Source organism: Pseudoduganella danionis, from assembly GCF_009720775.1.
Taxonomy (GTDB): Bacteria; Pseudomonadota; Gammaproteobacteria; order Burkholderiales; family Burkholderiaceae_D; genus Rugamonas; species Rugamonas danionis.
Genome location: NZ_WNKW01000001.1, coordinates 1,328,333 through 1,350,920, shown reverse-complemented (window position 1 = coordinate 1,350,920; position 22,588 = coordinate 1,328,333). Strand labels below are relative to the sequence as shown.

Here is a 22,588-nt window from a genome sequence, read left to right as displayed (position 1 = left end):
TACGGGATAGACGTACGTCTGGTTTAAAAAACTGCAGCGATTTCAGCGCGGCCAGGCACAGGTACGCAAGCCAGTAAACAGGTCGTCGCGCTCGGGCACATGAAAGTAGCGGAACTGCTCCCACAGCATGCGCTGGGGCGTGGCGAAGGAGGCGCCGCGCAGCACCTGATGGCTGCTAAAGCATGGCAGCGAGTATTCCCGTTCTGGCCCCGGCTGGAACTCAGGATAGGGCTCGAACGGCGTCGCCGTCCATTCCCATAACTGGCCCCAGCGGAATGCCGGATGGCCCGAGCGGGCAGCATATTCCCATTCGATTTCCGTCGGCAGGCGGCGCCCTGCCCAGGCGCAGTAAGCCTGCGCCTCATACAGATTCAGATGGCGCACGGGTTCGGCGCCAGCCAGCGTGGCCAGCCGGCCGAAACGCATGCAGCGCCACTGGGCACCGTCGCGCTGCCAGTAACGCGGGGCCGAACGCTCCTGCCGCATCAGCCAGTCGGCACCGGCCGGGCTCCAGAACTGGCGCTGATCGTAGCCGCCATCGTCGACAAAATCGGCAAACTGGGCATTGCTGACCAGCGTGCTGTCTATGCTGAACGGCGCCACCCGGCAGTGATGGGCCTGCTGTTCATTATCGAACGCGAAGGCCGCGCCACGTGCACTGCCAATGTCGATACTTCCGCCCGGGAAAGCGATTTCAGTCGGCGCATAAGCTAGTTGGCGTACCTGCGTGGCCGGCTCGGGCGCTTCCAGCCCCAGTACCTGCAGCGCAGCCAGCAGCGCTTCACCATGCATATCCTCATGCGCGAGCGCCAGCCGGTAAGGATACAGCGCCAGTGCTTCGTCAGGCTCGCGCATCAGCTTATCGAGCACGCGATCCAGCACTTCGTGGCAATAGGTTTTCAGTGCGCCAGGCGCAGGCAGATCAAATCGCCAGCGCTGCGCATGCGGCACGCGGTTGGCATCGAACCAGCTATCGCCACGGCTGAGCAGACAATTGCCATGCACATCCTGCGGGTCGCTGGAGCTGGCCGCGCGCAGGATGTACCACTCGGCCACCCAGGCGATATGCCCCACTTCCCACACGGGCGGGTTCAGGTAGCGTAGCTGCGGCACCTGCGTGGGCTGGTCCATGCCGGCGGCCAGAAAACACTCGAACAGCGCAAGCGTGTTGCTGCGCGCCTGACGCAGGGCATGCGCCAGTTGCTGCGGTGTGGCCGTGCGAAACGAAGGGGCAAGTATCGTCATGCTTTCGATTGTAGCGCTGTCGCGCGCTTTTGTGCCGCAATTCCGGCCCGCCCGTCGCACGTGCGCAGCGGCCGCACTTGGGCGATAATCTGCCATCATCGATCCGACATCAGGAAATCCACCATGAGCAATGAACCCATCCGCCTGACTTCGTTCTCGCACGGCGGCGGCTGCGGCTGCAAGATCGCGCCCGGCGTACTGTCCCAGATACTGAAGAATTCCTGCGGTTTCCCCGTACCGAAAGAACTGCTGGTCGGGATAGAAACCTCGGACGATGCAGCCGTCTACCAGCTTAACGACGAACAGGCGCTGATCGCGACCACCGATTTCTTCATGCCCATCGTCGACGATCCTTACGACTTCGGCCGGATAGCCGCCACCAATGCCATCTCCGACGTGTACGCCATGGGCGGCACGCCCATCATGGCGCTGGCACTGGTGGGCATGCCTATCAATAAACTGCCGATCGACACCATAGGCCAGATTATCAAAGGCGGCGAATCGATATGCGCCGAAGCAGGCATACCCATCGCCGGCGGCCACACCATCGATTCGGTCGAGCCTATCTATGGGCTGGTGGTGATGGGGCTGGTGCACCCGTCGCGCGTCAAGCGCAATGCCGACGCCAAGGCCGGCGACGTACTGATACTGGGCAAACCGCTAGGCGTGGGCGTGCTGTCGGCGGCACTCAAAAAAGGCCAGCTCGATGCAGCCGGCTATCAGGCCATGATCGCCAACACCACCAAGCTGAATAAGCCGGGCAAGGCGCTGTCCGAGCTGGCTGGCGTACACGCGATGACGGACGTCACGGGCTTCGGCCTGCTGGGCCACCTGCTGGAACTGGCCCGTGGCGCGGGACTGGAAGCGCAGCTGAAGATGGCCGATATTCCGCTGCTGCCGGACGTGGAACAACTGGCGCACGACGGCTACTTCACGGGCGCTTCGGGCCGCAACTGGGAAGGCTATGGCAAGGATGTGCAACTGGCGCCCGGCATCACTCAAGCCCAGCACATGCTGCTGACGGACCCGCAGACTTCCGGCGGCCTGCTGGTATCGTGCGATCCGGCCAGCGTGGATCAGGTACTGGCGCTGTTCAAGCGCGAAGGCTTCGAGCACGCCAGCGTGATCGGCCGGATGCAGGCCGGTGCAGCGCGCGTGGTAGTCGCCGGATAAGCCTATTCCGCAGCGCTGTCGACCGGCAGCGCTTCGCCGCGCCAGCGCAGCATGCCGCCGGCCAGATTGGCCACCTGCGTGAAGCCGGCCTTGGTCAGCAGCACGCTGGCCTGCGCCGAACGCACGCCCGAGCGGCACACCACCACCAGTGGACGATTGCGCTCGAATTCGTCCACCCGCTCGGTCAGCTGCGACAGCGGCACCAGCTTGGCGCCCTGCAGGTGGCCTAGCTGGTCGATGAACTCGGCCTGTTCGCGCACATCGACGATCTGCACGCGATCGCCGAGTTCCAGCAAGGCCATGGGCTCGATTTCCCACACCCCGCTAAAGCGCAGCGTCAGTGGTGCCCAGTCCGGGTTATCCATCGGCGGCGCCGCACCATCTGGCTGGCCGCAGCGCAGATTGGCCGGCACGGCGACTGCCATCTGCTTCGGATGGGGCAGGTGCAGGTTGTCCATATAGCCAGTGAAATCGCCCACGTCCACATCGCCGCCCAGACGCGGGTTGTAGCGCCGCTCCTCCGCCACCGTGGTCACGGTGATGCCGCGATAATCGTGGCCCGGATACAGCAGACAGTCGTCCGGCAGGGTCAGGATCTGGCCGCGCACGGAAGCAAACAGATGGCGCGGGCTGCCCTGCTGGAAGTCGGTGCGGCCGCAGCCGCGGATCAGCAAACAGTCGCCCGTAAAAGCCATGCTCTGGTCATCCAGCACAAAGGTCAGGCAGCCATTGGTATGGCCCGGCGTGGCGCGCACGGCCACATGGCGGCTGCCGAAAGTCACGATGTCCATATGCTTGAGGGCGCGCTGCACGCCCTGCGCACCGGCCACCGCCGCCAGCGCGATGCGGCTGCCGCAGCGCTGGCTCAGGCGCCATGCGCCCGTCACGTGGTCGGCATGGACGTGGGTATCGAGCGTGGCCACCAGGCGCAGGCCCAGCTCCTCCAGCAGTGCCAGATCGCGCGGCACCTGTTCGTACACGGGGTCGATCAGCAGCGCTTCGCCGCTGGCACGGTCGCCCAGCAGATAGGTGTAGGTCGAGGAAGCGGCATCGTATAGCTGGCGGAAGATCAACATGGCAGAACCCGGCAAAAAACATCACGATACCAGACTCCGATGAACCTTCAAGCAATTTTGCTTGACACCTGCGCCGGCTTTCTCGTACATTTAAGGCCATGACCTCGCATCTGCACCTATCCGCTTTCCTGCTATCGCCTGCCAGCGCCCTATCGCTAGCAGCGCGTCTCCTAGCACGCGCCTAAATCGCGTTCCAGCTGTACCCCCGGCGGCGGCCACAAGCCCCTCCAGTCTTCAAAAACCCAGGAAAGTTTGCACCGATGCTCCACCCGGCTACCCATGCTCAGCATTGCACCAGCGTTTGCACCCGCGCCTGCGCTGCCGCATACCGCGCGCTGCCTGCGCACGCATGCGCCCTGCCGCTACTGCTAATGCTACCGATCGGTTGCCTGGCCTAGTGTCCCGTGGCCGCCCGGCAGCCAGTTGCCACAGCAGAGCGCCAGCCCAGGCCGGCATCCAGCACTTTTCTTTTCAAGACTCAGGAGCACCCCATGATGTTGCAAAACCCGGCAGCGAAATACCGCGCCTTCCCCGCCGTTCAATTGACCGACCGCCAGTGGCCTAACCAGATCATCAGCCGTCCACCTATCTGGATGAGCACCGACCTGCGCGATGGCAATCAGGCGCTGATCGAGCCTATGAGCACCGAGAAAAAGCTGCGTTTCTTCGAACTGCTGGTGAAGATCGGCCTGAAGGAAATCGAAGTCGGCTTCCCTTCCGCCTCGCAGACCGACTTCGACTTCGTGCGCATGCTGATCGAGGAAAACCGCATCCCTGACGACGTGACCATCATCGTGCTGACCCAGTCGCGCGAAGAACTGATACGCCGCACGGTGGAATCGGCGGTGGGCGCCAAGCGCGCCATCATCCACCTGTATAACTCGGTAGCACCGGTGTTCCGCAAAGTGGTGTTCGGCATGTCGCGCGAACAGATCACCAGCATCGCCACCACCGGCACCAAGCTGGTGAAAGAACTGGTCAAGCAATACCCGCAGACTGACTGGGGTTTCGAATACACGCCGGAATCGTTCTCGACCACGGAGCTGGATTTCTCCAAGCATATCTGCGACGCCGTCACGGCCATCTGGGAACCGACCCCGCAGAAGAAAATGATCATCAACCTGCCATCGACGGTGGAATGCAGCACGCCGAATGTGTATGCCGACCAGATCGAATGGATGTCGCGCAAGCTGGCACGGCGCGACTCGCTGATCATCAGCGTGCACCCGCATAATGACCGCGGCACTGCCGTGGCTTCGGCCGAACTGGCCGTGATGGCCGGCGCCGACCGCGTCGAAGGCTGCTTGTTCGGCAACGGCGAGCGTACCGGCAACGTCGATCTGGTCACGCTGGCGCTCAATCTGTACACGCAAGGCGTGCATCCGGGGCTGGACTTCTCCGACATCGACGAAGTGCGCAAGGTGGTGGAAGAATGCAACCAGTTGCCCGTGCATCCGCGCCATCCGTACGTGGGCGATCTGGTGTTCACGGCCTTCTCCGGCTCGCATCAGGACGCCATCAAAAAAGGCTTCGCCCAGCAGCAGGAAGGCGCACTGTGGGAGATCCCGTATCTGCCTATCGACCCGCAGGATCTGGGCCGCAGCTATGATGCCGTGATTCGCGTCAACAGCCAGTCCGGCAAAGGCGGCATGGCTTATCTGCTCGAACAGGATTACGGTCTGGTGCTGCCACGCCGCCTGCAGATCGAATTCAGCCGCGCCGTACAGGCCGTGGCCGATGCCACCGGCCTCGAAATCACGGCACAGGGCATTTACGACATCTTCAGCAAAGAGTATTTCGAGCCGGTGACGCCGTACGCCTACAGCGCCCACAAGCTGACCGAAGACACCACCAGTGACGAGCCGGTGCAGATCGATATCGCCCTGCTGCACCAGCATGCGCCACTGGCCCTGCAAGGTGGCGGCAACGGCCCTATCGATGCCTTCGTCAATGCACTGGGGCTGGACATCAAGCTGATGGACTACCACGAGCATTCGATAGGTTCGGGCGCCAATGCCAAGGCCGCCTGCTACGTGGAACTGCGTCTGGCTAACGGCCCTACCCTGTTCGGTGCCGCCATCGACAGCAACATCGTCACGGCCTCGTTCAAAGCCGTGCTGAGCGCGGTCAACCGCCAGCTCAAACGCGGTGAAACCATGCCTGAGAGCAAGACTACTGCACCCGCATGAAGCTATTGTTTTAATAGTAAATAAATAATGAAAAGCCGCGTAGAAATACGCGGCTTTTTCGTTGTTGTGTTGCAACGCGGTGAATTCTCCGCCATGGGGATGTGGCTATACTAAATTGAAATCCACCCGCCAAGGAAATGTCACTATGTTCATCTCCAACCTGAAAATAGGCGCGCGTCTGGGCGCTGCCTTTGGTGCAGTACTCTTACTGATGGCAATCGTGATCGGTGTCAGCCTGCAGAAGCTCAATGGCATCGGCACGCTGAGCAGCACCATCATCGATCAGGACTGGATCAAGGCTGATGCAGCAGCGCTGGTCAGCAGCACCACACGGGCCAATTCAGCGCTGACGCTGGAGCTGTTCACCACCGAAGACCCCGGCCGCATCGCCGCCATCTACAAGGAAATCGACGCGAACAAGAAAGCCATCACGACGGCACTGGAAACCCTGGACCAACTGGTGATGCGCGCAGAAGGCAAGGCGCTGCTGCAGGAAATACGCGAACAGCGCAAAGCCTATGTGGCCTCGTTCTCGCAGGTGGGCAAGCTGCTGGGCTCCGGCCAGCGCGAAGCGGCCCAGACGGCCCTGCGCGCCGACATGCTGCCTAAACTAACCGTGCTGCAGGAATCCATACGCCGACTCAACGACCGCCAGCGCGCGCTGGTGACGGAGCATGGCGCAGAAATCAAGCAGCACATCACGGTCGCCAGCCATCTGATGATCTGGGTTGGACTGGCCGCGCTGGCCTTTGGCGCCTTTGCCGCCTGGCGCGTAACGCGCTCGATCACCGCGCCGATTGCCGTGGCGGTCGCTGCAGCGGAAGCTGTGGCCAAAGGTGATCTGACCTGCCACATCAGCCACGAACATACCGATGAGATGGGCCAGCTACTGACGGCCCTGCGCCAGATGACGGACAACCTGTCCGACATCGTGGGCCGGGTACGCGGCGGCACCACAGCCATCCGCACTGCCTCGAGCGAAATCGCCACCGGCAATATGGACCTGTCCTCGCGCACGGAAGAACAGGCCAGTTCGCTGGAAGAAACGGCCGCCTCGATGGAAGAGCTGACCAGCACCGTCAAGCACAACGCAGGCCACGCCATCGAAGCTAACGAGCTGGCGCGTGCCGCCAACGAAGTGGCGCGCCGCGGCGGCGAAGTGGTGGGCCAGGTGGTCGGCACCATGAACTCGATTAACGATTCCTCGCGCAAGATCGTCGACATCATTGCCGTCATCGACGGTATCGCCTTCCAGACCAATATTCTGGCGCTGAATGCCGCCGTGGAAGCGGCACGGGCCGGCGAACAGGGGCGCGGCTTTGCCGTGGTGGCCACGGAAGTGCGCAATCTGGCCCAGCGCTCGGCGGCCGCCGCCAAAGAGATCAAGGAACTGATCGACGATTCGGTGGACAAGGTTTCGGCCGGCGCCAAGCAGGTGGAACTGGCCGGCAGCACCATGAACGAGGTGCAGGAAAGCATACGCCGCGTGACCTCCATCGTGGGCGATATCACCCGCGCCGATACGGAACAACTGGGCGGCATCGAGCAGATCAACATCGCCATCAGCCAGATGGATGAAGTGACCCAGCAGAATGCGGCGCTGGTGGAACAGGCTGCCGCTGCGGCAGCGGCCATGCAGGATCAGGCCGATGAGCTGAGCCAGATGGTCAGCCAGTTCCGCATTTCCGCCTGAAGCGTGCTGGCAGCAGCGCCGCCTGCTGGCCTGCCACCTAGACAGCGGCGCTGCTCTGGCGCGCCAGCCGTATGGCCGTGAATTGCCAGCGCGCGCCAGCGGGGAAGAAATTGCGGTAGCTGATACGCGCATGGCCGGCCGGCGTGGCACATGACGAACCGCGCAGCACATACTGGTTGAGCATGAACTTGCCGTTGTATTCGCCCAGCGCACCGGCCGCCGTACGGAAGCCGGGATAGGCGGCATAACTGCTGCTGGTCCACTGCCAGCCCTGCCCCAGCATCTGCAGCAGGCTGCCGCGATCACCGTCTTCGCCCGCGCAACGCGGATGCAGTGCCATGGCCTGCAAGGGCTCCGCCACGCCGGCGCGCTGCGCCGCATATTCCCATTCGGCTTCCGTGGGCAGGCGCGCACCGGCCCAGCGCGCATAAGCATCGGCTTCGAACAGCGACAGGTGGCAGGCGGGCCGCGCCGGCACTAGCGGCTGTTCGCCATACAGCGTGAACTCGTGCCATTGCCCCTGCCCGTCCTGGCGCCAGTACAGCGGCGCTGCCAGTTGCTGGCTGCGCACCCAGTCCCAGCCTTCGGCCAGCCACAGGCTGGCATCGCGGTAGCCGCCCGCTTCGATAAAAGCCAGATACTCGCCATTGCTAACCAGCCGCGTCGCCAGCTCGAACGGGGCCAGATACTGGCGGTGGCGCGGCAGTTCGTTATCGAAGCAGAAGCCTTCACCCTGATGGCCGATTTCGCACAAGCCGCCTTCAAACGCCTGCCATTCCAGCACCGGCGCAGCAGGTGGCGGCTGCAGCGGCTGGGCCAGATAGGCCGGCAGCAGCGGGTTCTGCGCCAGCAAATGCTTGACGTCGGTGAGCAGCAGTTCCTGATGCTGCTGCTCGTGCTGCAGCCCCAGCGTAACCAGCGGCGCCAGCTCGGCCTGCAGACCCGTACCATCCTGCCCACTGGCGGCTGCCAGCAGCCTAACCAGGCGCGCATCGACATTGCTGCGGTAAGCCCGCACTTCCGCCATGGAAGGCCGCGTCAGCAGGCCACGCTGGGCACGGGGGTGCTTTTCGCCTATGCCGTTGTAGTAGGAATTGAACAGCACGCGGAAGGCTGTATGAAACGGCACAAAATCCGCTTCCAGCCGCTCCAGAATAAAAGTCTCGAAGAACCACGTGGTATGGGCCAGATGCCATTTCACGGGGCTGGCGTCGGTCATGGACTGGGCGCCGCAATCCTCGTCGGACAGCGGTTCGGCCAGCGCCAGCGTGTGGCGCCGCACCTGCCGATAGTGCTCGGACAGCAGGTTCACCGCGTCACCGCGCGCGCATACAGCACGGCAAACCAGTTGGCCGGGTCGGTCCAGTACTGCACCGCTTCGAAGCCTGCGCTTTCGAGCAACTGGCGGAAACCGCTGCGTGTGTACTTGTAGCTGTCTTCCGTATGAATTCTGTCGCCGCGCGCAAACTGGCGTGCCCCGCCCTGCCAGCGCACGGTGATATCGCACTGTGCCTGCAAATGCATTTCGATGCGGCTGGCCGCTTCGTCGAAATAGGCGCAGTGCTGCCACTGGCGCAGATCGAAGTTGGCGCCGGCCAGACGGTTCACATGGCGCAGCAGGTTCAGATTGAAGGCCGCCGGCACGCCCAGCGCATCGTTGTAGGCCGCATCGAGCACGCTGCTCTGCTTGACCAGATCTATGCCTATCAGCAGGCCGCCATCGCCGCCCAGATTGTCACGCAGATTGCGCAGCAGGCCGACCGCCTGCGGCGGCGAGAAATTGCCGATCGAGGAGCCGGGATAGAAGAACACCCGGCGCGCCTGGCTGATATGCTCGGGCAACTGGAAGCCGGCGGAAAAATCCACTCCGAGCGGGGTCATGGCAATGGCAGGAAAACGCTGCTGCAGCCCGGCTACCGCCTCGCCCAGAAACTCGGCCGAGATATCGAGCGGCACATACTGGCGCGGCCGCAGCAGCGGAAACAGGCTGGCCGCTTTGGCGCAATTGCCCGCACCGAGATCAATCAGGCTGATGTCCTGCCCTATGCAGGCGGCAATATCCTCACCATGGCGGGCAAAAATCGCCGCTTCGGTACGGGTGGGATAGTATTCATCGAGCTCGCAGATGGCCTCGAACAGGCGCGAACCCAGCGTGTCATACAGGTATTTGGGTGAGATATGAGGCCGGCGCGCCTGCAGGCCGGCGCCGATTTCCGCCACCACGGCAGAGCTGCCCTGCGCGACTGCGGGCGCGCTGCAGCGGGCCAGTGGCGGCATGGAACCTTGGCTGCTGGGGGAATGACCGGAAGGGCTGGCGGGAGGACTGCTGCAAGTATCGCCAATTGCTGCGGCCGTAGGCCGGGTGCTGCAACTTTCCGTCATCTGCATCATTGCTAACCCTTTCAAGGTGATGATCCCGGCTGCCGATGTTTGCTATGATAGCTGAAGTCGTATTTTCCCGTGTGACGCCATTGTTTCAGTGCGGCGTCCCACCCAGACCAGCAATCAACCACCATAAGGACAAGGTCACCGCCATGAAGTTTTCTCCTCTGAACACGCTCAAATCCCTGTTTGCCGCCTCGCTGCTGGCAGCAACCGCCTTTGCTCAGGCACAGTCGGCCGACCACGTATTCCGCGTTTCGGCCATTCCTGACGAAGCCCCTACCGAATTACAGCGCAAGTTCAAGCCGCTGGGCGAGTATCTGGAGAAGAAGATAGGCATGAAGGTGGAATTCACCCCGGTGACCGATTACGCTGCCTCGGTGGAAGCCCTGATCAACAAGAAAGTGGACATGGTGTGGTTCGGCGGCTTCACCTTCGTGCAAGCCAAGGACCGCAGCAAGAACCAGATTACCCCGCTGGTGCAGCGCGCCGAAGACGAGAAATTCCGCTCCGTCTTCATCACCACCAACAAGGACATCAACAAGCTGGAAGACCTGAAAGGCCGCACCCTGAGCTTCGGTTCCGAATCGTCCACCTCGGGCCACCTGATGCCACGCTCCTTCCTGCTGGCCGCCAAGATCAATCCTGATACCGACCTGAAACGCATCGCCTTCTCCGGCGCACATGACGCCACCGTGGCCGCCGTTGCTGGCGGCAAGGTCGATGCCGGCGCACTGAATATCTCCGTGTGGGAAAAACTGGTAGGCGAGAAGAAGGTCGATCCGGCCGTCGTGCGGGTGTTCTACACCACCCCCGGCTACTACGATTACAACTGGAGCGTACGCACCGACATGAACGCCGATCTGAAGAAAAAGCTGACCGACGCTTTCCTCGCACTGGATCCGAAAAATCCGCAGGACAAGGTCATCATGGATCTGCAGCGTGCTTCCAAATTCATCCCTACCAAGGCTGAAAACTACACTGCCATCGAAGCCGCAGCCCAGAACGCAGGCCTGCTGAAGAAGTAATCGATGCTGACTTATCAATTGCAGGAGCTGACGGTGCGCCATCCCGGCGCAGCGCAGCAGGCCGCGCTGCATAGCCTGAACCTGAGCATTGCACAGGGCGAGCAGATCGCCCTGATCGGCCCTTCCGGCGCAGGCAAAACCACGCTGCTGGCCACGCTGGCACTGGCTCAGCAACCGGCCAGCGGCAGCTTGCAGGCCTTCGGCCTGACGCCGTGGCAGCTCTCGCACAGTGAACGCCACCGCCTGCGCGCCAGGCTGTTTCTGGCGCCGCAAACGCCGCCGCTGCCACCGCGCCAGCGCGTGGTGACGGCCGTGCTGGCGGCACGTCTGCCGCAATGGAGCTTGTGGCGTGCGCTCGCTTCGCTGTTCAAACCGGCCGATCCGGAAGCGGCGTGGCAAGCCCTGTCGCGCTTCAATCTGGGCGACAAGCTGTACTCGCGGGTAGACCGGCTATCCGGCGGCGAACGCCAGCGCTGTGCGCTGGCACGCCTGCTGCTGTCGCCGGCACAGGCGCTGCTGGTGGACGAGCCGCTATCGGCACTCGATCCGGCCCTGTCCAGTCTCACGCTCAATACCCTGCGCGAAGAAGCACGCCAGCGCAACGCCACCCTGATCTGCAGCCTGCATCAGGTGGAACTGGCACTGGCCCACTTCCCCCGCATCATCGCGCTGCGCGATGGCCGCATTGCCTTCGATCTGCCGCGCGAACAGGTCACGCCGGCCATGATCGCCACGCTGTATCAAGGCGAAGTGCCGGCCGCACCGGCAGCGGAAAAGGCCATCGATCCGCTGGCCGTCATCCCCGGCGCTGGCGCCTGCCTATAAGCTATTGGCAGCGCTCGGGCTCATAACGGTAGCCCACGCCGTACACTGATTGCAGGCATTCGGCGCGGGCGCCCAGCTTGCGGCGCAGATTACGGATATGCGAATCCACCGTACGGTCGCTGGTGTCGCGCTGATCTTCATGCGATAGGTCAAGCAGTTGCTGGCGCGAGTACACGCGCTGGGGCTGACCTATCAATTCGGCCAGCAGCCGGAATTCCACTGGCGTCAGGACCAGCGCCTGACCATCAAGCGTGATGCGCATCTGCTCGCGCTGTACTACCAGCCCTGCCGCTGCCGATATGGCAGTGCTCTGCGGCGCCGGCATGGGTAGCGGCATGGCCGCACTGCGGCGCAGATGCACACGCGCCCGTGCCACCACTTCGCGCGGGCTGAAAGGCTTGCACACATAATCGTCCGCGCCCGTTTCCAGTCCCAACAGGCGGTCCACCTCCGTTACGCGCGCCGTCAGCATGATGATGGGCAGCTCAGAAAAACCGCGCACGGCGCGACACACGCCTATGCCATCCAGCCCGGGCAGCATCAGGTCGAGCAGCATCAGATCAACGCCGCCATTGCGCACCTGCTCCACTGCTGCGAGGCCGTCCGCCACATGGCTGCAGCGGTAGCCGGCCGCAACGAAATAGTCGTTCAGCAGCGCCGCGATCTTGCTGTCATCTTCCACGATCAGTATGTGCTGCAATTGCTCCATGTTCGTCCCGTTCTCCTGTCGTCACCCGCCCGTGTACAACGGCAGGCGCAACTGCATACGCACCCCGCCCAGTACTGAAGCGCTGGCGCTGATCTCGCCGCCGTGCGCCTGCACCAACGCACGGCAGATCGCCAGCCCCAGCCCACTGCCGCCACGCTCGCGCGTGCGCGCGGCATCTACCCGGTATAGCCGTTCGAACAATTGCCCGAGGGCGCCGGCCGGTACGCCGGGCGCCGTGTCTTCCAGCGTGATTTCGGCCTGTGCGCCCAGTGGCAGCAGTGTCAGCACGATCTGGCCGCCGCTATCGGTGTAGCGCAGGCTGTTCTCCAGCAGATTGATCAGCACCTGCGTCAGCCGGCCCGCATCGGCACGCACGCGCAGCGGTTGTGGCGCCAGTTGCCAGCTCAGGTCCAGCCCGCGATCACGCGCGCGCGACTGGTAACGCAACAACAGCGGCTGCAGCAGCGGCGCCAGTTCCACCACCTGCCAGTCGTATTGCAGATCGCCCGCATCGGCCATGGTGAGCTGGTGCAGATCATCCACCAGCTGGTTCAGGCGCAGCACTTCCGCATGCAGCGAGGCCAGCGCCTGTGTATCGGCCTGACGGATGCCATCCTGCAGCGCTTCGATTTCGCCGCGTATCACCGACAGCGGCGTACGCAGTTCGTGCGACACATCGGCCAGTTGCTGGCGGCGCTGCTGTTCACTGGCCTGCAGCGCTTCGGCCATGGCATTCACGTGTAGCGCCAGCTCGGCCAGTTCATCGCGCAACAGCAGCGGCGCACGGGCGGCAAATTCGCCGCGTGCCAGCTGCGCCGTCACATCACGCAGCGCGGCCACAGGGCGCAGCAGGTGGCGCGCCAGCCAGATGGCGGCAAGGATGGCCAGACCCAGCAAGGCGCAGGCCAGCAGCACGATGTTGCGCAACTGGTCGCGCAGGAAACCGGCCGCACTGGCATCACTGCCACTGGCCTGACGCAGCGGCAGCAAACGCATACGCCCCACCACCTGCCCGTCCACCTTGATATCGCGCTCTATCCCGGGCGGAAAATCGGGCGGGCCGATCAAATTGCGCCCGTCCGCATCAACGATGGAGATGCGCGACAAAAAGCCCACCGGATCGTGCCGGTTGGGTGGCGGATCGGCGCGCGGTCTGGGTGGCGGCGCTGGATGGCCATAAGTGGGCGGGCCATAGCCGGGCGAGCCATCGGTACGGGGTGGCCCTTCGCCACGGGGCGGGCCACGGCGCCCGTCCGGCCGGCCCCGGGGAGGCCGCTCATCGGCCGCATCGGCCTGCAACTGCGGCTGCATTTCGGCCACCAGATCACCGAGCACGCGCGGCCGGCCACGCAGCCATTCGAAATTGCCTTCGCGCCGATAACGCTGCTCGAGCAGCACGCGCAACTGGTCCAGATCCTGAGTCTGCAGTTGGTTGAGATAGGAGACAAATCCGCGCTGCAAGCTCAGATTGGTCACCCACGCCATGGTGCCCAGACACAGCAGCACGATGGCCGTGATGGCCAGCGCCAGCTTGCGTGCGATTGTCCAGCGCCATCGGTTGAGCATGGGTTTCCTGTCACTCCAGTTGCACCACATGGTGTGTTGCCATCATACCTGCCGAATGTGCATGAATTGTGGATGCGCCGCCCTGTGTGCATGGATGGTGTTTTTGAGCAACAGAAAATGCATCGTGCATTTTTCCTGCACATTTGGCCCCCAAGCTGGCGCCATCAACCAAACCACAAGGGAGACCACCATGCGCCAACTTCAGCAACTGCCTCTGGCACCCCTGGCCGCCAGCCTGCTCAGCGCCACCCTGCTGGTTGCCTGCGGTGGCGGCAGCGTCGATACGGCCAGCACCACCACCAGCACGCGCGTGCTGCAGGGCGCCGGTACGGCCGGCAGCGCTGCCGCACAAGGAGCTGCCACACAAGCTGGTGCCACGACAGCGGCTACCGTGCTGGCCACCTCGCTGGCGACCTCACAGGCCATCGATGCGCTGCAGCCAGTCAGCAACGAAGCCGGCAGCGCGCTGACCATCAGCAGCACGGGCAGCATCGATAGCAGCAATCCCTTCTTTCTAGCCATGGGCAATGGCCGTAGCTGCGCCAGCTGCCACCAGCCCGACAACGGCTGGAGCATAGGGCCGGACAAGCTGGCCGCCCGTTTTAACAGCAGCGCCGGCCTTGATCCCGTGTTCCGCAGCGTCGATGGCGCCGTCTCGCCGCTGGCGCCCACCACCACGCTGGAACAGAAACGCCTGGCCTATGCGCTGCTACTGGGCAAAGGCCTGATACGGGTCGGCCTGCGCCTGCCTGCCGCTGCCGAATTCACGCTCGCCAGCGTGGATGACCCGTACCACTATGCCAGCGCTACCGAACTGTCGCTGTTCCGCCGTCCGCTGCCCACCACCAACCTGAAATTTCTCAGTAGCGTGATGTGGGATAGCCGCGAAACGGCCAGCGCCAGCACGGGCGCCAACTGCCTGCGCAATGTGCGTCCCACCCTCTGCTTTGCCAGCATAGACAGCAGCCTGCTACATCAGGCCAACGACGCCGTGCGCGGCCATGCCGAGGCAGCACGCGACCTGAGCGCCGCCCAGCAGCGCGCCATCGTCGACTTCGAACAGACCCTGTTCACCGCCCAGATCAATTCTGCCAGCGCCGGCAGCCTGACGGCGGCCGGTGCACTGGGCGGGCCGCTGGCGCTGTCGCAGACCGCCTACTACTTCGGCATCAACGATCTCGATGCGGGCGACTACCAGACTAGCGCCCCCTTCAGCCGCGATGTGATCACCCTGTTCGGCGCGTGGCGCAATCTGGACCGGCCGCAGGCACCGCCCCAGCGCGGCCGCCCGCCCGTGCCGCCTGGCGCCACCGATGTAGCGCGCGCCGCCATTGCCCGCGGCGAGCAGATCTTCAACAACAAGGGCTTCAACATCAGCGGCGTGGCCGGCTTCAACGACGAACTGCGCCGCCCGCTGGCACGGGGCAGCTGCACCAGTTGCCATGACGCACCGGGCATAGGCTCGCAGTCGGTCGCGCGCATGTTCAACACAGGCGTGGCCGCTGCCAGCCGGCGCACGGCCGATCTGCCGCTGTACACCCTGCGTAACAGTGCCACCGGCGAAACCATTGCCGTGAGCGACCCGGGCGCCGCCATGCTGAGCGGGAAGTGGAAGGATATAGCCCGCTTCAAGGTGCCCAGCCTGCGCGGACTGGAATCACGTTCGCCCTACTTCCACGATGGTTCGGCCGCCAGCATAGAACAGCTGGTGAAGTTTTACGACACCCGCTTCAATATCGGCTACACGGCGCAGGAGGCGGCCGATCTGGCCGCCTTCCTCAAAGCGCTGTAACTGCGCGCCCGCGCAGCGGCGCAGAGGCTGGCGCGCCGCGCCAGCCTCTGCGCCGCAGGGTTCTTTGCTATCATAGCGGCAGACTAACCGATGGCGCCGCTAGCGCCGATAGCAACGATAACCCGCCCGATGACCAGCACGCTCACCAGCCCTCACCCCGATCCCGCATGGCGCGGCCGCATCGCCGCCAGCGTGGTGGCGCTGATCCTGCTGTGGCCCATGCTGGTGGTGACGGAATTTAAACCGTGGCTGCTGCTGGACTGGCAGAGCCTGAGCGCCACCGGCCGTTTTCTGGCCGACTTTCTGGTACCGGCGCACGGCAGCGAATTTCTGCTGATGCTGGCCGAGCAGACCTGGCAGACCGTGGCCATCGCCACGGCCGGCCTGACGCTGGCCCTGATAGGCGCCATCCCCGCCACCCTCATCATCAACGAACAACTGTCCATCTCGCGCCTGGGTACGGGACGCATGCATGCGCTGGCACGCGCCGTGCGCCAGTTGGTGCGCTGGAAAATGGTGGTGCTGCGCAGCGTACCGGAACTAGTGTGGGCGCTGATCTTCGTGCGCATCATCGGCCTCGGCCCCACCGCCGGCGTGCTGGCCATCGCCCTCACCTACTGCGGCATGCTGGGCAAGGTGTACGCAGAAATTCTTGAATCATCCGACGCGCGCGCCAGCCATGCGCTGCTGGTCAATGGCAGCGGGCGGCTGGCCGCGCTGCTGTACGGCGCACTGCCGGAAGCGGCGGCCGAACTAATGTCGTACACCGTGTACCGCTGGGAATGCGCGATCCGCGGCTCGGTAGTGATGGGCTTTGTCGGTGCCGGCGGTCTGGGCCAGCGCATGGACGAATCGATGAAAATGCTGGCCGGTGCCGAAGTCAGCGCTATGCTGCTGGTGTTCGTGGCACTGGTGGCGCTGGCCGACCTGTTCTCCAAAACCTTACGCCGCCGACTAGGATGAAACATCGCCTGCCCCCGCCCCCAGCACGCGACTGGACCGTCATCAGCCTGATGCTGCTGGTGCTGCTGCTAATCGTCGCCAGCTTTACCTCGCTGCCGCTCAAATGGCGCGAATTCTTTACTCTCGATGCCGTGCGCAGCGTGCTGGAACTGCTGGCCGGCTTCGCGCCGCCGGAACTGGCTACGCCCTTCCTGATCAAGACCGGCTGGGCCGCCATCGAAACCATGGCCATGTCAGCACTGGGCACCTTGCTGGCCGTGGCGGCAGCGCTGTTGTTCTCGCTGCCCGCTTCCGGCCGCATGGGACGCACGGCACGCGCGGCCATGCGCGCCATGCTCAATGTCCTGCGCTCGATACCGGAGCTGGTGTGGGCTGCCATCCTGCTGATCGCTGCCGGTTTGGGGCCGTTCGGCGGCACGCTGGCACTGGCCGCGCACACGGCCGGCGTGCTGGGGCGGCTGTTTGCCGATGCGCTGGAAAATGCCGCGCCCCTGCCGGAACAGACCCTGCGCACCAACGGCGCCAGCGCCAGCGTGGCCTTCTTCTACGCCACCCTGCCGCAAACCTTGCCGCAGATGCTGTCCTACACCCTGTACCGCTGGGAGAACAATATCCGTGCCGCTGCCATCCTCGGCGTGGTGGGCGCCGGCGGGCTGGGGCAGATGCTGAAATACCACCTGTCGCTGTTCCAGATGCAGTCCGCCGCCACCGTCATCCTCGCCATGCTGCTGCTGGTGGCCATGGTCGATGGCGTCAGCTTCGCATTGCGCCGCGCCCTGACCCGATAATAGGCTGAACCCCCTATGCTAGAACTGCGTCACCTGAGTAAGACCTACGGCAATGGCCGCACTGTGCTGAACGACGTGAGCTGGCACTTCAAGGCCGGCGAATTCGTCGCCATCATGGGCGATTCCGGGGTCGGCAAATCCACCCTGCTGAATCTGATCGCCGGCCTCGATACGCCCGATGCCAGCTGCCCTGCCGATGCCATCATGGTCGATGGCGTGGCGCTGGCCAGCCTCGATGACGATGCCGCCACCCGTTTGCGGCGCCAGCGCATGGGCTTTATTTTTCAAGCCTTCCACGTACTGCCCCACCTGACCCTGGTGCAGAACGTGGCCCTGCCCCTGCTGCTGAACGGCCTGCCCACAGCGGCGGCCAGCGAGATGCTGGCCGCCGTGGGGCTGAGCGGGCGCGATCACGACTTCCCGCACCAGCTATCGGGCGGCGAAATGCAGCGCGTAGCCATCGCGCGCGCACTGGTGCACCGTCCGGCACTGGTGCTGGCGGATGAACCGACCGGCAACCTCGATCCGGACACGGCACACAGCATCCTCGAACTGCTACAGCGCGAGATCAAGGCTACGGGTGCTTGTGCGATTATGGTGACGCACGCCCACTCTGCTGCCGCAAAAAGCGACAAAATCCTTCATTTATCAAAGATTGGCATACAAGAAACAACAAACGTCAAGCTATTTGACCAATAAACAAGCTAATTTATTTGTCAAATCGTGCCTTTCGTCACGCGGCGTAGTATGATTTGCCTAACTTGCATGGTTATCAAGAATGTTGAGTAGCGCTCCGCATTCAGATAAGAGTGTGGGCGCTAGCCCTGCCAGGAAACGTCATCTTTGATTTACGTTTTGAGCAAAGGAGGAGCAATCATGAACGTACGGCAAAAAAAGCTGGAACTGATCGAAGCCATGAATCGTGCTCGGGCTCTGGAACCATCCAGTTTCGTCCCGAACAAGCTGCTTGATACTTTGATCGAAAAGATGAACCTGAAAAACGACGCAGAACTCTGCCGAGTTTTGGAGGTGCAACCTCCGATTATCAGCAAGATTCGTCACCGCAAGCTCACCGTGGGGGCGACCATTTTGCTGCGTATGCATGAAAAGTCGGACATCAGCATACGGGAATTGAAAGACCTGTCGACCGCTTCTATGCACTAAACAGCGCTGCTGCTAGTGCCATGCCAGGCGCCGGCATGCGGTACCCGGCGCCCTCAGTAGTAACAACGTACAGCCCAAACCCTGCTGAACGACTCCCTCCCTGCCACATCCGCCGCTCTCGCCTCCACTATTTTTCGTATTTCCAGTTGCGTGCTTTGCCTTCGGCTATCCATGCCACCGCCTGTTCGCGCCTGCGCGTACGGGTCGCTGCCGTCTTGGCTTCCTCCAGCCATTCGATATAGTCGCGCTGCTTGCTGGGGCTAAAGGCGGCGAAATGCTGCTGCGCTGCCGGTAGCTGTGCCAGCGCGTCCTGCAGATCGTCGGGCACGGTCACCGTGCTGCTGCGCGCAGTGCGGGTGCGCACCGGCGCTATGCCTTCATCATTGAGCTGCATGGCCTGCCGCAGATAGGCCTGCAGCTGCGCGACGGGCGGCAGGTCTTCCAGCGCCGTGATGCGGCCGAACTGGCCCATCGCATCGCGCTGGGCGGCATCGCCCATCAGCAGTTCAGCCTTCCAGAAATTCAGTGCGCAATGGGCCTTGAAGGCCGCCATGCTGCACAACATGCCCTTGTACATAAAATGCGGGAAGCTCCACTTCATGGTCTCTTCCACCTCGGGGCAAGCCTCGTGCACGACAGCGCGCAAATGCTTCAATATGGTCTGGGCAAATGGCGCCGCTTGAGCGATATACGCATCTACGCGGGGATCTGGCGTCGGCATAAAAGACACTTTCATGTTGGCGGAAGGCATCAATATACCAAAAGTCATGCGCGCAACGGTAGAATGTCAGTACCCCCTCGCGGAGAAGCTTATGCACCATTCCCGTCTGCCTGCACTACTGCTAGCACTGACTCTGGCGCTCTGGCTGCTGTCGCCGGCGCAGGCCGTCACGCTGCGCGTCTGCACCATGGAAAGCGCCGTGCTGCCGTTTATCACGCCGGATGGTCAGGGCACGGCGGACCTACTGATCCGCATGGCCGCGCAGGAACTCGACATCACCCTGATCTATCAGCCCGCACCGCTGGCACGCTGTCGTGAACTGGTACGCACGGGCAGCGCAGATGCCTTCCCCGCCGCGCCCTTCATCCCCACGCTGGCAGCCGAATTCCGCTACCCGCTGCAACGGGGAGAAATCGAAACGGGGCATGCCGTGGCGAGCGGTCGCACCATGGTATTCCGCCGCGTAGGCAGCAGTGTCGATTGGGACGGGGTACGCTTTGCACGCCTGAATACGCCCGTGTTGACGCCGTTCGGCACAGTGATGCCGCGCGAAAAACTGCAGGCACTCAACGTGCCTATCGATGCCAATGGCCGCACCATGCTGGCCAACTTCCAGAAAATGCTGGCCGGCCGGGCCGATGTCGCCGTAGCGCTGGAAATCCATGGTGCACAGTTGCTGATGCTGCCCCCGTTTGCCGGCAAAATCGAAATGCTGCCTGCCCCCTTCCTCGACGAGAACTACTACCTGGCCATCTCACCAGCGTACTACGAGGCACACACGCAGCTGATCGAAAAACTGTGGGATACCATAGGCCGCCTGCGCCGCAGCCCGCTCTATTTGGCGCAGCAGCGCAAGGCCATCGACGAGCTGCTCAAACCCTAAGGTCGCGCCGCAAGCCGGGCAATCTGCTCTATACTCCGCACAACGGAAAACATGGAACTCGCCGATGCCCAACAACAAAGCGCCCGGACGCATACAGCCCTACCCGCACGCCGCCGCAGGCTGGGGTGCAGTGAAGCAGGTCGCCGTCAATCTGGTGCGCGAAAAAGTCAGCGCCGGCCATACCAGAGCCCTGCTTAGCCAGAACCAGCCCGGCGGCTTCGACTGCCCCGGCTGCGCCTGGCCGGACCGCGCCGCCGGCGCCAGCTTTGCCTTCTGCGAGAACGGCGTCAAGGCCGTCGCAGCGGAAGCCACCAGCAAACGCGTACGCCCCGAATTCTTCGCGGCCCACAGCGTCAGCGCGCTGCTGCAGCAATCGGACTATGAACTGGAACAGCATGGCCGCCTGACCACACCGATGGAATACGATAGTGCCAGCGACCATTACCGGCCCATCAGTTGGGAACGCGCCTTCGGCATCATGGCCGAACATCTGCGCGCCCTGCCCGATCCCGATCAGGCCACCTTCTATACCTCGGGCCGCACCGCCAACGAAGCAGCCTTCCTGTTCCAGCTATTCGTGCGCATGTACGGCACCAATAACTTCCCCGACTGCTCCAACCTGTGCCACGAACCCACCAGCCGCGGCCTGCCCGGCACCGTGGGCGTGGGCAAAGGCACGGTCACGCTGGAGGATTTCGAGCATGCCGACGCGCTGTTCATCTTCGGCCAGAATCCGGCCACCAACCACCCGCGCATGCTGGGCGAGCTACGCGCCTGCGCCCGGCGCGGCGCCACCATCGTCTCCATCAATCCGCTACGCGAGCGTGGGCTGGAGCGCTTCACCAGCCCCACCCACCCCAGCGAAATGCTGGGCAATGGCAGCACCACGATCAGCTCGCTGTTCATCCAGCCGCGCCTGGGCGGCGACTTCGCACTGATCAAAGGCGTGGCCAAGCGCCTGCTGGAACTCGACGATGCAGCGCTGGCCCGCGGTGCCGCCAGCCTGCTCGACCATGCTTTCATCGCCGACCATACCAGCGGCTTTGCCGCCTTCGCCGACGAGATACGCGAGCAACCGTGGTCTGCGCTGCTGCAAGAATCGGGCGTGCCGCGTGCACAGATCGACCAGCTCACGGATATCTACTGCCGCAGCGCCAACGTGATCAGCACCTGGGGCATGGGTCTGACCCAGCACAAGGGCGCTGTCAGCACCATCCAGATGCTGTCCAATCTGATGATGATGCGCGGGAATATCGGCCGCCGTGGCGCCGGCCTGTGCCCCGTACGCGGCCACTCGAACGTGCAGGGCGACCGTACCATGGGCATAGAAGACAAGCCCACGACCGCCTTCCTCGACCGTCTGCAGCAGGTGTTCGATTTCGCGCCACCGCGCCACCATGGCTACGACACGGTGGACAGCATACAGGCCATGCTGGACGGCAAAGTCAAAGTCTTCATCGCGCTAGGCGGCAACTTTGCCATGGCCACACCCGATACCCCGCTGACATTCGCTGCGCTGCGCGCGTGCGAGCTCACCGTACACGTCGCTACCAAACTCAATCGCAGCCATCTGGTGCACGGCAAGGCCGCGCTGCTGCTGCCCACGCTGGGACGCACGGAAATCGACTTGCAAAATGGCGTGCCACAGGGCGTCACGGTTGAAGATTCGATGAGCATGGTGCACCTGTCGTATGGCCAGAACACGCCCGCTTCCAGCGATCTGCTGTCGGAGACCATGATCGTGGCACAACTGGCCCATGCCACGCTGGGCAGCAGCAAGGTGGACTGGCTAGGCTATGCGGCCGACTATGGCCGCATCCGCGACGCCATCGCCCGCGTGTTCGACGACTTCCACGACTTCAATGCGCGCGTGGCGCAGCCGGGCGGCTTCCATCTCACGGTGGCATCGCGCCAGCGCGAGTGGCGCACGGCCAGCGGCAAAGCCCAGTTTCTGATACACCCGCTTGATCTGGATACGCCCATACACCGCGCCCGCGCCATCCATGGCGAACGCCTGATGGTGCTGATGACGGCCCGTTCCCACGACCAGTACAACACCACCATCTACGGCCTCGATGACCGCTACCGCGGCGTGTTCGGCCTGCGCCGCGTGCTGTTCATCCAGCGCGACGATCTGGCCATGCTAGGCCTGCAGCGCGGCGAATATGTGGACCTGCAAAGCGTGTGGGAAGATGGTATCGAACGGCGCGCCGAACGCTTCCTGCTGGTGGAATACGATATTCCGCGCGGCTGTCTGGGCGCCTACTTCCCCGAAACGAATGCGCTGCTGCCTTTGCACAGCACGGCCGATGGTGCCGGCACGCCAACGGCCAAATCCATTCCTGTGCTGCTGCAGCGCTCGGCGCTGCAGGAAGCGGCCGAATAAAGGGT

Annotated in this window: 19 protein-coding genes; 12 read left to right on the top strand and 7 right to left on the bottom strand. The window is 63.4% G+C overall.

The window, feature by feature from the left end; all coding sequences use genetic code 11:
* Positions 1 to 42 precede the first annotated feature (42 nt).
* On the bottom strand, positions 43 to 1,245 hold the full coding sequence (gene senA, locus GM655_RS05820; RefSeq protein WP_229632380.1) for a selenoneine synthase SenA: 1,203 nt from the start codon (positions 1,243 to 1,245) through the stop codon (positions 43 to 45).
* A 123-nt stretch (positions 1,246 to 1,368) separates the two neighbouring features.
* Between senA and selD the strand changes: the two genes are divergently transcribed.
* Positions 1,369 to 2,418, top strand: a complete 1,050-nt coding sequence (selD, locus tag GM655_RS05815) for a selenide, water dikinase SelD (RefSeq protein WP_155433615.1) — start codon at positions 1,369 to 1,371, stop codon at positions 2,416 to 2,418.
* A 2-nt stretch (positions 2,419 to 2,420) separates the two neighbouring features.
* Here the strand turns inward: selD and GM655_RS05810 are convergent, their stop codons facing one another.
* On the bottom strand, positions 2,421 to 3,491 hold the full coding sequence (locus GM655_RS05810; protein ID WP_155434157.1) for a rhodanese-like domain-containing protein: 1,071 nt from the start codon (positions 3,489 to 3,491) through the stop codon (positions 2,421 to 2,423).
* Between the two features lie 494 nt (positions 3,492 to 3,985).
* Here GM655_RS05810 and leuA point away from each other — a divergent pair, with 494 nt between their 5' ends.
* The gene (gene leuA / locus GM655_RS05805; protein WP_155433614.1) at positions 3,986 to 5,683 is read left to right on the top strand and encodes a 2-isopropylmalate synthase; all 1,698 of its coding nucleotides are present in this window, start codon (positions 3,986 to 3,988) and stop codon (positions 5,681 to 5,683) included.
* Positions 5,684 to 5,828: 145 nt separating this feature from the next.
* Positions 5,829 to 7,376 (top strand): methyl-accepting chemotaxis protein, encoded by a 1,548-nt coding sequence (locus GM655_RS05800; RefSeq protein WP_155433613.1) that lies wholly within the window; start codon positions 5,829 to 5,831, stop codon positions 7,374 to 7,376.
* A 37-nt stretch (positions 7,377 to 7,413) separates the two neighbouring features.
* Here the strand turns inward: GM655_RS05800 and egtB are convergent, their stop codons facing one another.
* Entirely contained in the window at positions 7,414 to 8,688 is a 1,275-nt protein-coding gene (egtB, locus tag GM655_RS05795; protein ID WP_371866714.1) for an ergothioneine biosynthesis protein EgtB, read from the bottom strand.
* Positions 8,685 to 9,653: an L-histidine N(alpha)-methyltransferase gene (egtD, locus tag GM655_RS05790; RefSeq protein WP_155433612.1), complete on the bottom strand. Its 969-nt coding sequence runs from the start codon at positions 9,651 to 9,653 to the stop codon at positions 8,685 to 8,687. The genes egtB and egtD overlap by 4 nt, the downstream gene beginning before the upstream one ends.
* Positions 9,654 to 9,910: 257 nt before the next feature.
* On the opposite strand from egtD, the gene GM655_RS05785 reads away from it, so the two are divergent.
* Both GM655_RS05785 and GM655_RS05780 read left to right on the top strand, forming a co-directional pair.
* Entirely contained in the window at positions 9,911 to 10,786 is an 876-nt protein-coding gene (locus GM655_RS05785; RefSeq protein ID WP_155433611.1) for a putative selenate ABC transporter substrate-binding protein, read from the top strand.
* Between the two features lie 3 nt (positions 10,787 to 10,789).
* Positions 10,790 to 11,611, top strand: coding sequence for a phosphonate ABC transporter ATP-binding protein (locus GM655_RS05780; RefSeq protein ID WP_155433610.1), 822 nt, complete (start codon positions 10,790 to 10,792; stop codon positions 11,609 to 11,611).
* A gap of 1 nt (position 11,612) precedes the next feature.
* Here GM655_RS05780 and GM655_RS05775 read toward each other — a convergent pair whose 3' ends face one another.
* Together GM655_RS05775 and GM655_RS05770 are read right to left on the bottom strand one after the other, a co-directional pair.
* Positions 11,613 to 12,320 (bottom strand): response regulator, encoded by a 708-nt coding sequence (locus GM655_RS05775; RefSeq protein ID WP_155433609.1) that lies wholly within the window; start codon positions 12,318 to 12,320, stop codon positions 11,613 to 11,615.
* Positions 12,321 to 12,341: 21 nt separating this feature from the next.
* Positions 12,342 to 13,886 carry an ATP-binding protein gene (locus GM655_RS05770; protein WP_155433608.1) on the bottom strand — a complete coding sequence of 515 codons (1,545 nt, stop codon included), beginning with the start codon at positions 13,884 to 13,886 and terminating at the stop codon, positions 12,342 to 12,344.
* Positions 13,887 to 14,076: 190 nt separating this feature from the next.
* Between GM655_RS05770 and GM655_RS05765 the strand changes: the two genes are divergently transcribed.
* From GM655_RS05765 to GM655_RS05745, 5 genes are all read left to right on the top strand, one after another.
* Entirely contained in the window at positions 14,077 to 15,678 is a 1,602-nt protein-coding gene (locus GM655_RS05765; RefSeq protein ID WP_155433607.1) for a cytochrome C, read from the top strand.
* A gap of 129 nt (positions 15,679 to 15,807) precedes the next feature.
* Positions 15,808 to 16,641 (top strand): PhnE/PtxC family ABC transporter permease, encoded by an 834-nt coding sequence (locus GM655_RS05760; protein ID WP_155433606.1) that lies wholly within the window; start codon positions 15,808 to 15,810, stop codon positions 16,639 to 16,641.
* Positions 16,638 to 17,429, top strand: a complete 792-nt coding sequence (phnE, locus tag GM655_RS05755; RefSeq protein ID WP_155433605.1) for a phosphonate ABC transporter, permease protein PhnE — start codon at positions 16,638 to 16,640, stop codon at positions 17,427 to 17,429. Before GM655_RS05760 ends, phnE begins: the two co-directional genes overlap by 4 nt.
* Before the next feature lie 15 nt (positions 17,430 to 17,444).
* Positions 17,445 to 18,128 carry an ABC transporter ATP-binding protein gene (locus GM655_RS05750; RefSeq protein ID WP_155433604.1) on the top strand — a complete coding sequence of 228 codons (684 nt, stop codon included), beginning with the start codon at positions 17,445 to 17,447 and terminating at the stop codon, positions 18,126 to 18,128.
* A 177-nt stretch (positions 18,129 to 18,305) separates the two neighbouring features.
* Positions 18,306 to 18,593, top strand: coding sequence for a hypothetical protein (locus tag GM655_RS05745; protein WP_155433603.1), 288 nt, complete (start codon positions 18,306 to 18,308; stop codon positions 18,591 to 18,593).
* A gap of 127 nt (positions 18,594 to 18,720) precedes the next feature.
* Here GM655_RS05745 and GM655_RS05740 read toward each other — a convergent pair whose 3' ends face one another.
* A complete protein-coding gene (locus GM655_RS05740) occupies positions 18,721 to 19,314 on the bottom strand; it encodes a YdeI/OmpD-associated family protein (protein ID WP_155433602.1) in 594 nt (197 codons plus the stop codon).
* Positions 19,315 to 19,405: 91 nt separating this feature from the next.
* Between GM655_RS05740 and GM655_RS05735 the strand changes: the two genes are divergently transcribed.
* Positions 19,406 to 20,197, top strand: a complete 792-nt coding sequence (locus GM655_RS05735; protein WP_155433601.1) for a transporter substrate-binding domain-containing protein — start codon at positions 19,406 to 19,408, stop codon at positions 20,195 to 20,197.
* Between the two features lie 64 nt (positions 20,198 to 20,261).
* Positions 20,262 to 22,583, top strand: coding sequence for an FdhF/YdeP family oxidoreductase (locus GM655_RS05730; protein WP_155433600.1), 2,322 nt, complete (start codon positions 20,262 to 20,264; stop codon positions 22,581 to 22,583).
* Positions 22,584 to 22,588 lie beyond the last annotated feature (5 nt).

Coding starts and splice junctions, on each gene's coding strand:
- senA (WP_229632380.1), bottom strand. CDS start 1,245: ATGACGATACTTGCCCCTTCGTTTCGCACGGCCACACCGCAGCAACTG.
- selD (WP_155433615.1), top strand. CDS start 1,369: ATGAGCAATGAACCCATCCGCCTGACTTCGTTCTCGCACGGCGGCGGC.
- leuA (WP_155433614.1), top strand. CDS start 3,986: ATGATGTTGCAAAACCCGGCAGCGAAATACCGCGCCTTCCCCGCCGTT.
- GM655_RS05800 (WP_155433613.1), top strand. CDS start 5,829: ATGTTCATCTCCAACCTGAAAATAGGCGCGCGTCTGGGCGCTGCCTTT.
- egtD (WP_155433612.1), bottom strand. CDS start 9,653: ATGCCGCCACTGGCCCGCTGCAGCGCGCCCGCAGTCGCGCAGGGCAGC.
- GM655_RS05785 (WP_155433611.1), top strand. CDS start 9,911: ATGAAGTTTTCTCCTCTGAACACGCTCAAATCCCTGTTTGCCGCCTCG.
- GM655_RS05780 (WP_155433610.1), top strand. CDS start 10,790: ATGCTGACTTATCAATTGCAGGAGCTGACGGTGCGCCATCCCGGCGCA.
- GM655_RS05775 (WP_155433609.1), bottom strand. CDS start 12,320: ATGGAGCAATTGCAGCACATACTGATCGTGGAAGATGACAGCAAGATC.
- GM655_RS05770 (WP_155433608.1), bottom strand. CDS start 13,886: ATGCTCAACCGATGGCGCTGGACAATCGCACGCAAGCTGGCGCTGGCC.
- GM655_RS05765 (WP_155433607.1), top strand. CDS start 14,077: ATGCGCCAACTTCAGCAACTGCCTCTGGCACCCCTGGCCGCCAGCCTG.
- GM655_RS05760 (WP_155433606.1), top strand. CDS start 15,808: ATGACCAGCACGCTCACCAGCCCTCACCCCGATCCCGCATGGCGCGGC.
- phnE (WP_155433605.1), top strand. CDS start 16,638: ATGAAACATCGCCTGCCCCCGCCCCCAGCACGCGACTGGACCGTCATC.
- GM655_RS05750 (WP_155433604.1), top strand. CDS start 17,445: ATGCTAGAACTGCGTCACCTGAGTAAGACCTACGGCAATGGCCGCACT.
- GM655_RS05745 (WP_155433603.1), top strand. CDS start 18,306: ATGAACGTACGGCAAAAAAAGCTGGAACTGATCGAAGCCATGAATCGT.
- GM655_RS05740 (WP_155433602.1), bottom strand. CDS start 19,314: ATGCCGACGCCAGATCCCCGCGTAGATGCGTATATCGCTCAAGCGGCG.
- GM655_RS05735 (WP_155433601.1), top strand. CDS start 19,406: ATGCACCATTCCCGTCTGCCTGCACTACTGCTAGCACTGACTCTGGCG.
- GM655_RS05730 (WP_155433600.1), top strand. CDS start 20,262: ATGCCCAACAACAAAGCGCCCGGACGCATACAGCCCTACCCGCACGCC.